General features: G+C 60.2%; 16 protein-coding genes. 10 read left to right on the forward strand and 6 right to left on the reverse strand.

Going from position 1 to position 12,488, the window contains the following annotated elements:
* Positions 1-30: 30 nt before the first annotated feature.
* Together pdxY and QP971_RS04085 are read left to right on the forward strand one after the other, a co-directional pair.
* Positions 31-879: a pyridoxal kinase PdxY gene (gene pdxY / locus QP971_RS04080; protein ID WP_284810934.1), complete on the forward strand. Its 849-nt coding sequence runs from the start codon at positions 31-33 to the stop codon at positions 877-879.
* A gap of 207 nt (positions 880-1,086) precedes the next feature.
* The gene (locus QP971_RS04085) at positions 1,087-2,103 is read left to right on the forward strand and encodes a formamidase (protein ID WP_284791389.1); all 1,017 of its coding nucleotides are present in this window, start codon (positions 1,087-1,089) and stop codon (positions 2,101-2,103) included.
* 84 nt (positions 2,104-2,187) lie between these two features.
* On the opposite strand, the gene QP971_RS04090 is transcribed toward QP971_RS04085, so the two are convergent.
* Positions 2,188-2,577: a hypothetical protein gene (locus tag QP971_RS04090; RefSeq protein WP_284810935.1), complete on the reverse strand. Its 390-nt coding sequence runs from the start codon at positions 2,575-2,577 to the stop codon at positions 2,188-2,190.
* Between QP971_RS04090 and QP971_RS04095 the strand changes: the two genes are divergently transcribed.
* The 4 genes from QP971_RS04095 (at position 2,576) to QP971_RS04110 (ending at position 5,423) form a co-directional block, all read left to right on the forward strand.
* On the forward strand, positions 2,576-2,779 hold the full coding sequence (locus QP971_RS04095; protein WP_284810936.1) for a hypothetical protein: 204 nt from the start codon (positions 2,576-2,578) through the stop codon (positions 2,777-2,779). The genes QP971_RS04090 and QP971_RS04095 overlap by 2 nt on opposite strands.
* A 117-nt stretch (positions 2,780-2,896) precedes the next feature.
* Positions 2,897-3,934: a GTPase Era gene (era, locus tag QP971_RS04100; protein WP_284810937.1), complete on the forward strand. Its 1,038-nt coding sequence runs from the start codon at positions 2,897-2,899 to the stop codon at positions 3,932-3,934.
* Between the two features lie 6 nt (positions 3,935-3,940).
* Complete coding sequence (recO, locus tag QP971_RS04105) at positions 3,941-4,657, forward strand: DNA repair protein RecO (RefSeq protein ID WP_284810938.1); 717 nt, start codon at positions 3,941-3,943, stop codon at positions 4,655-4,657.
* Positions 4,658-4,667: 10 nt separating this feature from the next.
* On the forward strand, positions 4,668-5,423 hold the full coding sequence (locus QP971_RS04110) for an isoprenyl transferase (RefSeq protein WP_284810939.1): 756 nt from the start codon (positions 4,668-4,670) through the stop codon (positions 5,421-5,423).
* Between the two features lie 25 nt (positions 5,424-5,448).
* Here the strand turns inward: QP971_RS04110 and QP971_RS04115 are convergent, their stop codons facing one another.
* A complete protein-coding gene (locus tag QP971_RS04115; RefSeq protein ID WP_049378541.1) occupies positions 5,449-5,643 on the reverse strand; it encodes a helix-turn-helix transcriptional regulator in 195 nt (64 codons plus the stop codon).
* A gap of 3 nt (positions 5,644-5,646) precedes the next feature.
* Entirely contained in the window at positions 5,647-6,096 is a 450-nt protein-coding gene (locus tag QP971_RS04120; protein ID WP_284810940.1) for a hypothetical protein, read from the reverse strand.
* 272 nt (positions 6,097-6,368) lie between these two features.
* Here QP971_RS04120 and QP971_RS04125 point away from each other — a divergent pair, with 272 nt between their 5' ends.
* Positions 6,369-6,896: a CPBP family intramembrane glutamic endopeptidase gene (locus tag QP971_RS04125; RefSeq protein WP_284810941.1), complete on the forward strand. Its 528-nt coding sequence runs from the start codon at positions 6,369-6,371 to the stop codon at positions 6,894-6,896.
* 110 nt (positions 6,897-7,006) lie between these two features.
* On the opposite strand, the gene QP971_RS04130 is transcribed toward QP971_RS04125, so the two are convergent.
* Entirely contained in the window at positions 7,007-7,426 is a 420-nt protein-coding gene (locus QP971_RS04130) for a Fur family transcriptional regulator (RefSeq protein WP_049378544.1), read from the reverse strand.
* Positions 7,427-7,496: 70 nt separating this feature from the next.
* Positions 7,497-7,787, reverse strand: a complete 291-nt coding sequence (locus QP971_RS04135; RefSeq protein WP_049378545.1) for an ArsR/SmtB family transcription factor — start codon at positions 7,785-7,787, stop codon at positions 7,497-7,499.
* A 184-nt stretch (positions 7,788-7,971) separates the two neighbouring features.
* Between QP971_RS04135 and QP971_RS04140 the strand changes: the two genes are divergently transcribed.
* The 3 genes from QP971_RS04140 to QP971_RS04150 are packed head-to-tail and all read left to right on the forward strand — an operon-like array spanning position 7,972 to position 10,315.
* A complete protein-coding gene (locus QP971_RS04140; RefSeq protein WP_284810942.1) occupies positions 7,972-9,351 on the forward strand; it encodes a glycine--tRNA ligase in 1,380 nt (459 codons plus the stop codon).
* A 2-nt stretch (positions 9,352-9,353) separates the two neighbouring features.
* Positions 9,354-9,863 (forward strand): hypothetical protein, encoded by a 510-nt coding sequence (locus QP971_RS04145; RefSeq protein ID WP_284810943.1) that lies wholly within the window; start codon positions 9,354-9,356, stop codon positions 9,861-9,863.
* A complete protein-coding gene (locus QP971_RS04150) occupies positions 9,863-10,315 on the forward strand; it encodes a hypothetical protein (RefSeq protein ID WP_284810944.1) in 453 nt (150 codons plus the stop codon). The genes QP971_RS04145 and QP971_RS04150 overlap by 1 nt, the downstream gene beginning before the upstream one ends.
* Positions 10,316-10,419: 104 nt before the next feature.
* On the opposite strand, the gene QP971_RS04155 is transcribed toward QP971_RS04150, so the two are convergent.
* On the reverse strand, positions 10,420-12,438 hold the full coding sequence (locus QP971_RS04155) for a TPM domain-containing protein (RefSeq protein WP_284810945.1): 2,019 nt from the start codon (positions 12,436-12,438) through the stop codon (positions 10,420-10,422).
* Between the last annotated feature and the right edge of the window lie 50 nt (positions 12,439-12,488).

Raw genomic sequence — 12,488 nt, forward strand, 5'->3', positions numbered from 1 at the left:
CGCGTGCGCCGCGTAGCACAATGGAAACCTATGACTATCCTTTCCATCCAGTCCCATGTCACCTACGGCCACGTTGGCAACTCCGCGGCCGTCTTTCCCCTGCAGCGCGCCGGCCATGAAGTATGGCCGGTCCACACGGTGAATTTTTCCAACCACACCGGCTACGGCGACTGGGGCGGGCCGATGATTCCGGCTAGCGATGTCACCTCCATCATCGATGGCATTGAAAAGCGCGGCGCTTTCCCGCAGATCGACGCCATCCTTTCCGGCTACCAGGGCGGCGCCGACATTGCCGACGCCATCGTGGAAACCGTCCGCCGCATCAAGGCCGCCAACCCCAAGGCCCTTTACGCCTGTGATCCGGTGATGGGCAATGCTAAGTCCGGCTGCTTTGTCTCCGATGAGATTCCGCCGTTGTTGCGCGATCGCGTTGTGCCCGTCGCCGATATCATCACCCCCAACCAGTTTGAGCTGGGCTACCTTACCGATTCCGAGGTTGGCACCCTGGACGAGACCCTCGCCGCAGTAAAGAAGGCCCAGGAAATCGGACCGAAGACCGTGCTGGTCACCTCCGTTAAGCGCCCCGAGACTGCCGACGACCAGATTGAGATGCTCGCCGTTGACGGCGACCGCGCTTTCTTGGTGTCCACGCCACTGTTGCCGTTCAAGCGCAACGGCTCCGGCGACGTCACCGCCGCCTTGTTTACCGGCCACTACACCGAGACCAGCGACGTCAAGGAGTCCCTGCGCCGTACCGCCTCTTCCGTATATGACCTGCTGGAAAACACCTACGAGGCAGAGACTGCCGAGCTTCAACTCATCCAGTCCCAGGACGTCTTTGCACACCCGCGCATGCAGTTCCACGCTGAGGAGCTTTAATCCACGCTTAGGCGTCATCTGCCAGATTTATCGGGTTTCAGCCGAGCTGAGAATTTCCCCTCAGCTCGGCCCTTTTATTCCATTAACAGCGACGTCCGGTGAGTCTCTCATGCGAGACTACTTCTCTGGATGAATAGTGTGACGCACTACTACAACATCAGTAATATGGCTCCCGTCACATCATCTACTTTGCGATAGGAGTCCACCATGTCCAGCACCGGCAGCATCAGCGCATCCCCCGACGGCCTGTTGATGGCCCTCATGCAGTACCCCGTTCCCGTGGTCAATACCCCGGAAGACGTCCAAGCCAGCGTGGACGAAATCTGCCGCATGGTGGGTTCCACCAAGGCGGGCTACCCAGACCTCGACCTTATTGTCTTCCCGGAATATTCATCCTCCGGTCTCAACACCAAGATTTGGTCCTATGATGAATTCCTCATCGGCCTCGATGACCCAAAGGTGGACCAGTTCAAGCAGGCCTGCAAGGACAATGATGTCTGGGGCGTCTTTTCCATCATGGAGCCAAACCATGAGGAAGGAAAGCCTCCTTTTAATACCGCCATCATCATCAACTCCGACGGCGAAATCGCCCTGCACTACCGCAAGCTGCAGCCATGGACCCCCATCGAGCCTTGGTACCCGGGCGATTTGGGCATGCCGGTTTGCGACGGCCCGAAGGGCTCCAAGCTCGCTGTAAACATTTGCCACGACGGCATGTTCCCTGAGCTCGCACGCGAGGCTGCATACAAGGGCGCCAACGTCTATATCCGCATCTCTGGCTACTCCACGCAAACCCAGGATCAGTGGATCATGACCAATAAGACCAATGCCTTCCAAAACCTGATGTACACCGCCTCCGTAAACCTGGCTGGCTACGACAACACCTTCTACTACTTCGGTGAAGGCAACGTCTGCAACTACGATGGCCACATGATTTCTGAGGGCCACCGCAATCCCGGAGAAATCGTCACCGCCGAAATCTTCCCTGAGCTGGCTGACAAGGCCCGCATCAATTGGGGCCTAGAAAACAACATCTTCAACTTGGGCAACCGTGGGTACGTGGGCTACCCCGGTGGCAAGACTGACAACTATCTCACCTGGGTCGAGGACTTGGCCAAGGGCGAGTACAAACTTCCTTGGGCTGACGACGTCCGCATCAAGGACGGCTGGAAGTACTACCCAGACGGCCCGCAGCTCGGCCCACTGCCGGACGAGTTTAAGTAAGCCCTGCTAATCCACCACCAAGGCCCTGCACCCGATTGACGGGTGCAGGGCTTTGACGTTGCTTAACGCTCTGCCTTCTATCTGTTAATACTCGTAGCCTCCAACCGCACCCGTATCCGAATCGGCTGGCGCATCCGTAACCGCGCCAGACTCTGGTGCGTAACCTGCATCTATATCGCCGTAGCTATCGGGATAGTCCGAATCGGAAGGTGGAAGACCTCCATTGCACAGTTCTGCCCATTCGTCGGGGTATTTATACCGCCCGTCCAGACTGCCGCAGACTCCTTCTGCGCGTGCAGATCGGCGGTGAGCGGGGGTATCGCATAGCTCTGTGGGCCTTTGCGTGCCGTCAGAAAAGGTACCGATGATGGTCAAGTTTCCCGGATCGCAATACAGCAGCTCCGGCTCGGCAGCCACGGCTTGGGGTTGGGTCTCCGGCTCGGAAGCGACGCTTTCTGCAGGTTCTTCAGTCATGGCCTCTTCACTGCTGGTGGTAGAAGAAGTGGTGGTTGAAGAACTGGAGGTGCTGGAAGAAGAGGTTGCGGAGGGACTCGTGCTCGTCTCTGGGGACGGTTCAGAATCTGGAGAGGAGCATGCGGAGAGGAAGAGAGTAAGTGCAGCGCCCAAAAATAGGGCAGGGGACTTGCGGGGCATGAAGGGACCTTTCGGAGAGTGAGCACGGTTTGTGCTGGGGAGAGAGGCTTCTCCATAGATTAGCCCTACTCTATGTACCTGGTAGAAATTGCCGTGAAGTAATCGGAGTTTTTGGCTCTGTGGGCTATTATTGCGGGTAATGAGTTCTGATTTTGATGCACAGTTTGATGCGGCATTCGAGGGTCTGCCAGAAGACCCCGATGATGCCGTGCCGGAAGGCGCCGAGAATACGGCAGCCCCGCTTGATTATTCGCAATACACCGATACCCCGGAGGGATTCCGTTCGGGCTTTGTGTCCTTTGTCGGCCGTCCGAATACCGGTAAATCCACGCTGACTAATGCCCTGGTGGGGCAAAAGATTGCGATTACCGCTGACCAGCCGGAGACTACCCGCCACACCATTCGCGGTTTGGTCCACCGCGATGATGCCCAGGTCATCGTCGTGGATACGCCGGGCCTGCACCGTCCGCGCACCCTCTTGGGTGAGCGCCTCAACGAGGTAGTGAAAGACACCTATGCCGATGTAGATGTAATCGGCCTGACCATCCCGGCCGATGAAAAGATTGGCCCGGGTGACCGCTGGATTCTGGAAAACGTGCGCAGCATCGCGCCAAAGACCCCGATCATCGGCATCGTCACCAAGCTGGATAAGGCCAGCAAGGACCAGGTAGGCGCCCAGCTGCTGGCCCTGCACGAACTGCTTACCCAGGATGACCCGAATGCGGTAGTCATACCGGTGTCCTCCAAGGAGGGCGTGCAACTGGATGAGCTGGTGCAGGTCATCGTGGACCACCTGCCAGAAGGCCCGAAGTTCTACCCGGATGACCACATCACCGATGAGGGCCAGGAAAAGCGCATCGAGGAACTCATTCGCGAGGCCGCCCTGTCCGGCTTGAAGGCGGAGCTGCCACATTCGGTGGCGGTGCAGGTTGATGAGATGCTGCCGTCGCGCACCCGCGAGGGCGTGCTGGATATCCACGCCATTTTGTACTTGGAACGCCCCGGCCAAAAGCGCATTATCGAGGGCAAGGACGGCCTGCGCTTCCGCCGCATTGTGGGCAACGCCCGCAAGGAAATTATTAAGCTGCTGGGCCAAAACGTGTACTTGGATCTGCGCATCAAGGTGTTGAAAAATTGGCAGTCTGACCCGAAGTCGCTGGGCAGGCTCGGGTTTTAAACCACTATGCGCGAGAACTATCGTGACCGCGCAGTGGTCATCCGCACCTATGACTTTGGTGAGGCCGATCGCGTCATAGTCCTGCTTACCCGCGATCACGGCCTCGTGCGCGCGGTGGCCAAGGGCGTGCGCCGGGCAAAGTCCCGCTTTGGCTCGCGCCTGCAGCTCTTCGTCAACCTCGATGTCCAGCTGTATGTGGGCAAAAATCTAGCCACCATTTCCCAAGCGGATACGGTGGATTACTTTGGCGCGCGCCTCATCGAGGACTATGAGCGCTACACGGCAGCCTGCGCGGTACTGGAGTCGGCAGAGCGCCTTGCTTTTGCCGACGCCGCCCATGACCCCTACCTCTACGAATCCGTCACCGCGACCTTGGAGCAGCTGCAAACCGCGGACCCAACCATGGCGCTGGATGCCTTTTTGCTGCAGGCGATGGCGCATGCCGGCTGGGCGCCGAGCCTGTTCAACTGTGCCCAGTGCAACCGGCCCGGCCCGCACCACGCCTTTCACCCGGCGGTCGGCGGGGCGGCGTGCCACGAATGCCGGCCGCCAGGTGCGGCCGAGGTGGATCCGGAAACCCTGCATCACCTGTGGCTTTTAGCGCATAACTATCCGACGAAGCCCACGAATGCGCAAAAGCAGGAGGGGAACCGCCTAGCGCGGGCGCACCTGCAGTGGCACATGGAGCGCAATGTTTCCGCATTGCAGGTTATGGAGCAGTAGAATATAGCCCGTGATTACGCCAGACCCGAACCGCACTTTGACCCCGCCGAATATCCCGGATGAGTTCCTGCCGCGCCATATTGCGCTGGTCATGGACGGAAATGGCCGCTGGGCCCAAGAGAAGGGCATGAAGCGCACCGAGGGGCATAGGCGCGGCGAAGCCGTGCTTCTTGACGTCGTCGATGCCTGCCTTGCCGCCGGCGTTCCTTATCTTTCGGCCTATGCCTTCTCTACGGAGAATTGGCGCCGCAGCCCTGAGGAGGTCCGCTTCCTCATGGGCTTTAACCGCGACGTGTTGCGCCGCCAGCGCGAGTGGCTCAATGAGCGTGGCGTGCGAGTGGTGTGGGCCGGCCGCCGCCCGCGCCTGTGGCGCTCAGTGATCAAGGAGCTCGAGGCTGCCCAGGAGCTGACCAAGGATAACACCAATATGACCTTGGCCATGTGCGTCAACTACGGCGGTAGGGCAGAGCTGGTGGATGGTTTTCGGGACATCGCTAAGCAGGTTGCAGCCGGCGAGCTCAACCCGCGCGATATTAAGGAAGAAACCATCGCGCAGCATCTCTATGATCCGGACATGCCGGATGTGGATCTCTTCCTGCGCCCGTCCGGTGAGAAGCGCACCTCCAATTTCCTACTATGGCAGTCCGCGTACGCGGAGATGATTTACCAGGATAAGCTCTTCCCGGACTTCACCCCGGAGGATCTCTTCGCTGCCATCGAGGAGTACGCGCGACGCGACCGGCGCTTCGGTGGCGTTAAGAAGTAACGCGCAGCAGCGAAGCGGTGTGCGTTTATAGCTCGGGGATAAAGATGTCCTCGATGCGGCAGGAGAAATGGCGCGCGATCTGAAATGCGAGGGGGAGCGAAGGATCGTAGCGTCCTTTTTCAATACTGATGACCGTTTGGCGCGAAACGCCTAGCTCGGTGGCCAAGCCCTGCTGGGAGAGACCTTGGCTCTCGCGAATTTCTTTGAGCCGGTTGTCCATGGCTTAGCTTGCCGCCCGCTTGTGGGCAAAGTAGCTAATGCCAAAGGTGCCGGTCACAAAGACTCCCAAGATGATAGTGAGCAGGGAGCCCGAAACGTGGAAGTCCCAAAAAGAAGAGACCACGCCGAGGCCGCCAATGCCAAAAAGCATGACGTGCAGGGTGTTTTCGGAGGCCTGCGAATACCAATGGGATTCGATTGAATTTTCCGGATCGGGTGTTGCTCCGCGAATGGTGGACTGATCCACCATGAATAGCCAGCTAGCCGTCGTAGCAACAGGCAGTAGGCACAGTGCGTACACGGTAAAGGCTAGTAGCGGGGAATCATCGTGTACGAACGTGGCCACAAGAGCACCGGCTGCCGCTGCGATGGCTGCGCCTGCAGCCACGGACAAAGTAATGAGTTTGGTTTGCGTGCCGCCAAACTTGGGGCGGCCAAAGCGGGTGGTCTCCAAGGAATTCTCCTGTAACAAGTGGTTGTAAAGCGTGCTTGACAGTTATCATATGTCAAATGTCCTTTACTGTAAAGGGTGCTTTACTTTTCAGGCTCAATTCATTCTTAAGGATGAGTGGCGGAATTTTAGGGTAGGGGCATGGCAGAAGACGACATCAGGCTAAAAGACGTGCTTATCGGAATAGTGGCCATTATTGCCATGGATGTTCTATTGGTAGTGACAGTTTTGTCATGCTGAAGGCCGGCTTGGCTACGCGTGGATTGGGTACGATTATGCCCGTTGCGCTTGCTTTTTCAGTGGTGGTGCCGACGGCGGCATTGGTGTATTACCTCAAGCGGCGGGGAATTAGTCTCGGCTTTCCTCCATTGGGCCGGCGTGGTTGGCACTTATTGTGGCAGGTTCCTCTCGCTATTTTTGTAGCTGGAGTCGCAGCCGCGATTGTGGGGCCACTGTTGGGGTTATCGCCATCGGAAAATGCATCCGCAGCTGATGGGCGCGGTGTGATGGTGGTCGTTTCTTTGGCTTGCTACCTTTTACTGGCACCGCTGGTGGAAGAAATTGTGTTCCGCCGCCTGCTGATGGGGTACTTGGATCGGAGCGTCCCAGCGTTTGCCAGCGTGATCCTCAGCTCGCTGTTATTTGGTGTTGCCCATATCGCGCCGCCGGTCATGGTGTATGCGACTTTTCTAGGAATGGGGTGCGCGCTAGTAACTCGTTTCCACAATTCGCTGCGTGCAGGCTTTATTGTGCACCTGGTTAATAATGTGGCCGTGCAGTTAATTGCAGTCTCGGCGCTATAGCCTAGGCATGTAACGCGCTGCCACTGTGTGCGACAAAAGAAAACCTCAGGCTCCGGGGTGGAGACTGAGGCTAGGGGGGGTGGTGGCTTCGCTAGGCGGAACGAGGGCGCCTACGCGGAGGCGGCGCAGTCGCTGCAGATACCAAAGACCTCGGCATCGTGGCCGGTGAGCTCGAAGCCATAGTCCTTCGCTACGGAGGTGGCCCACTTTTCAATGGGGCCGCCGTCGATCTCCTCGGTGCGGCCACACTTAGTGCATACCAAGTGGTGGTGATGGGCGTCGGTCTCGCAATGGCGGTAGAGGGTTTCGCCATTGGGCATGTGGAGTGCGTCCACTGCGTCGATATCGGTTAGGGACTGCAGGGTGCGGTACACGGTGGTCAGGCCCACCTTCTCCTCGCGCTCTTGAAGCTCGTGGTAGATCTCCTTAGCGGAGGAGAATTTCTCCATTTCCCGGAGCACCTCGACGACTGCGGTGCGCTGCTTGGTATTGCGCGCGCCTAGTTTGGGAATACTGTCGTGTAAAGCCATGACCGCAATATTATCAGTGCTTTTTCAACAACTGCATGCTCAGGCGGCTTTATATGCACGGAAGAGGGGGCTAGGAGGCGATCCTGGCGGCGTCGGCAAGCAGGTCCAAAACCTGCGGCGCAATGAGCGAGTAGGTTACCTCGCGGCCGCTGCGCTCGGAGTCCACGATGCCTGCCTGCTTGAGCACGCGCAGGTGCTGGCTGATAAGGGGCTGGGACTTGCCGGTGGCCTTGACCAGCTCATGGACAAAGTGATCGCGCTCGGCCAAGCGGGAAATGATGGCGATGCGTAGGGGCGAATCGAGGGCAGCGATCACGCCGGCAGCCGCAGAAGTATTTGGGGCCTTGTAAGTGGTCGTCATAGGGAATGTCACCTTCAATTAAATACCTATTACCTGTCGGTCACCCTTATATTACCCGATACGTGCAATACGTTGTATTTATTTCAGATTAAATTCATGCCCCAATCCCACCGCCGGGAAGTGCTTCGGGTTAGACTGAACGAGATTGTCAAGACTGTCCCCTACCAGAGGAGTCCGAAAACTAATGGCATCCGTCATCGATACCGTTGTAAACCTGTGTAAGCGTCGCGGCTTGGTCTACCAGGCAGGTGAAATTTACGGCGGTTCCCGCTCCGCGTGGGACTACGGCCCTCTTGGCGTAGAGCTCAAGGAAAACATCAAGCGCCAGTGGTGGCGCCACATGGTGCAGTCCCGCGCAGACGTCGTGGGCGTAGATACCTCCGTCATCCAGCCGCGTCAGGTCTGGGTGTCCTCCGGCCACGTCGAGGTCTTTTCTGACCCGCTGGTGGAATCCCGCCACACTGGCAAGCGCTACCGTGCTGACCACCTCATTGAAGCTTATGAGGAAAAGCATGGCCACGAGCCAGAAAACGGCCTGGCGGATATCAATGACCCAGAAACCGGCCAGCCGGGTGACTGGACCGAACCGAAGGCCTTCTCCGGTCTGCTCAAGACCTTCCTGGGGCCAGTCGATGATGAGCAGGGCCTGCACTACCTGCGCCCGGAGACCGCACAGGGCATCTTCGTTAACTTCAAGAACGTGATGACCTCCTCGCGCATGAAGCCACCGTTTGGCATCGCGAACATCGGCAAGTCTTTCCGCAACGAAATCACCCCGGGCAACTTCATCTTCCGTACCCGCGAGTTCGAGCAGATGGAGATGGAGTTCTTCGTCAAGCCGGGCGAGGACGAAGAGTGGCACCAGTACTGGATTGATGACCGCTACAACTGGTACGTGGACCTGGGCATCAAGGAAGAAAACCTGCGCCTGTACGAGCACCCGAAGGAAAAGCTCTCCCACTACTCTAAGCGCACCGTGGACGTCGAGTACGCCTTTGGCTTCAAGGGCTCTAAGTGGGGCGAGCTGGAGGGCGTGGCCAACCGCACGGACTATGACCTTTCCGTTCACGCCAAGGGCTCGGGTGAGGACCTGTCCTACTACGACCAGGCCAATGACGAGCGCTGGATCCCGTACGTTATCGAGCCGGCCGCCGGCCTGGGCCGTTCCATGATGGCCTTCCTGGTGGATGCCTACGATGAGGAAGAAGCTCCCAACGCCAAGGGCGGCACCGATAAGCGCGTCGTCCTGCGCCTGGACCGCCGCCTGGCACCGATCAAGGTGGCCGTACTGCCGCTGTCCAAGAAGGAAGAGCTCTCCGAGCCTGCCCGCAAGCTGGCCGATAAGCTGCGCGCTTACTGGAACGTGGACTTTGACGTTTCCGGTGCCATCGGCCGCCGCTACCGCCGCCAGGATGAGATCGGCACCCCGTTCTGCGTCACCTTCGACTTCGACACCCTCGAAGACGATGCCGTAACCGTGCGCGAGCGCGACACCATGGAGCAGGAGCGCGTGAAGCTCGATGACCTCGAGGCTTATCTCGCTGCCCGCCTGATTGGGTGCTAGGGATGCATTACACCAGCTGGGATCGCTCCGATCGCACAAAGCCCGTGCTCTTGGCCGAAGATGGCCCGGAGCAGCTGGGCGTATTCTCGGAGCATTCCGCAGAGGTGGACGGCCACTTCTGGCGCACCGAGGTCAGTGACCTTGGCGCTTCTGCCACGCTTGCCGATGGCTCCATTTACCGCCTCGCCGGCCGCCCCGGCCGCGACAAGCGTCTAGAGGCATCGCTCAACGGCCGAACGTTTACCTTCATCAACGAAAACAGCGGCGACTGGATCATCGATGACGTCGATGACGAAAAGGTAGGGCAGTTTACCGCCCGCAATTCCGGCGTGCGCAAGGCTATCCTCGAATTCGAGCACGATGCCGAGGGCCTGACCGCCGCGGAAATCGCCGGCCTAAGCTGGTTTACCCGCGTCATCTTGGATGCCACCACACAAGGCAAAGCCTGGGCCTGGATCATCACCTTGGTTCTGGCATCCATCGTCGCCCTCGTCGCACTATTCGTCCTCTAATGCCTATCCAGTGGACCTGGCGCGCGGGCGCGCTCACCAACGCCGAGGGGCACGAGCTTGCCTCAGTGCGCGACGGCGTGCTTGCCACCGCGGCCGGCGAGCGCCTCGCAGTAGAATCCTCGCTGGATTCTTCCTCCCCGCAGTTCTTCCTGCGCGCGCAGACCGCCGCGGGCGAGGATTTCTCGGTCACCCAGGCCGGGATTACCGTCACCCGCCTGCGCGCGACCTGCGCCGACCGGGAGTACCTTCTCGAGCGCCGCAACCCCTTCCGTCGCGAGCGTCGCATCGTGGCCCGCGTCGCGGGCGCCGAGGTTGCCAGCACCGCGCCGGCCGGCGATGGTCTGCGCGTGAGCGTGGGCGTGGGCGTGGGCGAGCTGCCGGAGCTCGACGCCATTTTCTTGAGCTACGCCTGCTTGCTTCTCGACGCCACCCCGCGCACCCTGCGCACCTAGCCCAGCGCCGGGGAGAGCTGGGAGCCGGGGCACCCGCGCGCGAGCCTAGGGCAGGGCTGCCGGGCCGTGGGGGCGGACTGGGCAGGCTAGGCGGAATGGGCGGGCTAGAAGGAGCCGCCGCGGAAGCCGCCTCCGCCGCCACCGCCGAAGTCTCCACCGCCAAAGCTGCCCCCACCGAAGCCGCCGCCTCCGAAACCACCGCCGAAGCCGCGGCCGCCACTGAGCATTTGGCCAAGGACCATACCGGTCACGACATTGCCGGCGGCGTTGCCCATCTGCTGGCGCTGCTGGCGGCGACGGTGCTCGTCGATGTCATCCTTGGCGCGCTGCAGCGCCGCCTGGGCGGCGGCCACCGCCTCGCGGGAGGACTGGAGAGCGGCGCGGATATCGCTGCGCTCGGTGTGGAGGGCTTGGGCGTGGAGACGTTTGGCGTCGGCAAGCGCGGTGCGCGCACCCGAGCCAATGATGCGCCCGCGGGAGGAAATGAGGTCCTCTGCGGCCTGGATATTGGATTCCGCTACGGAAATCTGCTGGCGGAAGAGATCCAGCTGGCGCGCGTGCGTGGAGGTCTTTTCGCGCACGCGGTCGAGCGCTTCATCTAGTTGGGTATCGATAGAGGTCAGCGCGGTGTGCTGGCCCAGAGGATCCTGCTGGCCGTGGGCCTTGGCCTTGTTGACGGCGGTGCCGGCGCGGCCGAGCAGATCCTCGAGGGCGTCCCAATCCGCGGTGGTTCCCTGGGCCTTGCCCTGGCGCTCGAGTTCGCGGGCCTCGTCGATCTCGCCTTCTACCTCGGCGATAAGCCCCTCGAGGTTGCCACGCGCGGTGGCGATATTCTCCTCGGCATTTTCCACGCCGGAAATGAGGCGGTCCGTCATCTCGCAGGCGTGCTCGATATCGCGAATTAGTCCCACGAGCGGGCCTTGTTGGCCGGCCGGCTGCTCTTGGACCTTCCGGGCCTTGTCCAAGAGCTTTTCGGCCTCATCCAGGGAAGCGGCGGCAAGCTCGGGGTTATCGGCAATGGAGGAGAGTACGTGCTCGTCATAGTTGGACTTCAAGCCGGCCAATGTGGATTCGGCCTCCGGCAGGCGGGCGCGCAGGCCCACGGTGCGCTGGGTGAGCTCATCTAGCTTTTCGTCGGAGTGGATGAGCAGATCGCGCATCTTGGCAAACTCCTCGGCCTGCGCATCGAGGGCATCATCGGCCTGGCCGCAGGAGGAGACGATTTCTACCAGCATCTGGCGGCGCTCGGCCGGGGATTCCGGCACGGCATCATCCAAGCGCTGGCGCAGGTGGAAAGCCTTTTGCAGGGTAGAGGTGGAGTGGTTCATCGCCTTGGTAAATGGGCGCACGCGCTCTGGGCCGAACTCGGAAAGCGCGATATTGAGCTCCTCCTTGCCGCGGCGAATGGACTCATCGGTAGAGACCAACTCCTCCTGGGCCAGCTGGTCCAAAGTCTCCAGCGGCAGACGGCCCAGCTGATCGGTATCGCCCGGGGCAATTTCGCGGGCCGACTCCAGCGTCTGCGCATTATTCTTCTTGGTATTGCGGCGCGAGTAGTACATGATTCCGCCACCGGCGGCGACGATGGCGGCCGCGCCACCGCCCAGCCACGCTAGGCCAGAGGAGTCGGAGGAATTGGAGGTAGGGGAGTTGCCCAAGGCGGCGTCGGCAAGCGCGAGGGCCGAAGCACCGTACTCATCGCTGGCCAGCTTGTCATAGGCGGCGTCATACATCTGGTCGAGACGGCCCTTGGGCCAATCCTTGCCGGTCTGCACGCCCATCTTGCGGTCATTGATGGATAGCGCATAGACCGCGGAATTCGGCCCCTTGTCCTTGACCGTCGCTGCGGCAAAGGTTTCTGGATCCGTGCCCAACTCATCAGTGATGTAGACAAAAAGGGTTCGGTGTTTCTCTTTTTGTAGCTGGCCAATCTTCTCCCGGAGCTCGGCCTTTTCTTCGGTGCTTAATACGCCCGCATCATCGGTGACCTTGTCCTGGAGGGTTGCAGTGCCCTGCGCCACCGTGGTGGTCTCGGCAGCGAAGGCAGACCCCGCACCGATAGAGGTGCAGCCCAAAATGAAAGCGGCGATGGCCGCGCGGCCCAAACGTGCACTCAAATTCATGCCCACCACTTTACCGGCTACCCTTCGCCCTCCGGCGGGTAGTGTAATAG

This window comes from Corynebacterium marquesiae (genome assembly GCF_030229635.1).
Classification (GTDB): Bacteria; Actinomycetota; Actinomycetes; order Mycobacteriales; family Mycobacteriaceae; genus Corynebacterium; species Corynebacterium marquesiae.

Coding starts and splice junctions, on each gene's coding strand:
- QP971_RS04155 (WP_284810945.1), bottom strand. CDS start 12,438: ATGAATTTGAGTGCACGTTTGGGCCGCGCGGCCATCGCCGCTTTCATT.
- QP971_RS04115 (WP_049378541.1), bottom strand. CDS start 5,643: ATGGACAACCGGCTCAAAGAAATTCGCGAGAGCCAAGGTCTCTCCCAG.
- recO (WP_284810938.1), top strand. CDS start 3,941: ATGCGCGAGAACTATCGTGACCGCGCAGTGGTCATCCGCACCTATGAC.
- QP971_RS04085 (WP_284791389.1), top strand. CDS start 1,087: ATGTCCAGCACCGGCAGCATCAGCGCATCCCCCGACGGCCTGTTGATG.
- QP971_RS04130 (WP_049378544.1), bottom strand. CDS start 7,426: ATGGCTTTACACGACAGTATTCCCAAACTAGGCGCGCGCAATACCAAG.
- QP971_RS04140 (WP_284810942.1), top strand. CDS start 7,972: ATGGCATCCGTCATCGATACCGTTGTAAACCTGTGTAAGCGTCGCGGC.
- pdxY (WP_284810934.1), top strand. CDS start 31: ATGACTATCCTTTCCATCCAGTCCCATGTCACCTACGGCCACGTTGGC.
- QP971_RS04125 (WP_284810941.1), top strand. CDS start 6,369: ATGCCCGTTGCGCTTGCTTTTTCAGTGGTGGTGCCGACGGCGGCATTG.
- era (WP_284810937.1), top strand. CDS start 2,897: ATGAGTTCTGATTTTGATGCACAGTTTGATGCGGCATTCGAGGGTCTG.
- QP971_RS04090 (WP_284810935.1), bottom strand. CDS start 2,577: ATGACTGAAGAACCTGCAGAAAGCGTCGCTTCCGAGCCGGAGACCCAA.
- QP971_RS04095 (WP_284810936.1), top strand. CDS start 2,576: ATGGCCTCTTCACTGCTGGTGGTAGAAGAAGTGGTGGTTGAAGAACTG.
- QP971_RS04150 (WP_284810944.1), top strand. CDS start 9,863: ATGCCTATCCAGTGGACCTGGCGCGCGGGCGCGCTCACCAACGCCGAG.
- QP971_RS04135 (WP_049378545.1), bottom strand. CDS start 7,787: ATGACGACCACTTACAAGGCCCCAAATACTTCTGCGGCTGCCGGCGTG.
- QP971_RS04145 (WP_284810943.1), top strand. CDS start 9,354: ATGCATTACACCAGCTGGGATCGCTCCGATCGCACAAAGCCCGTGCTC.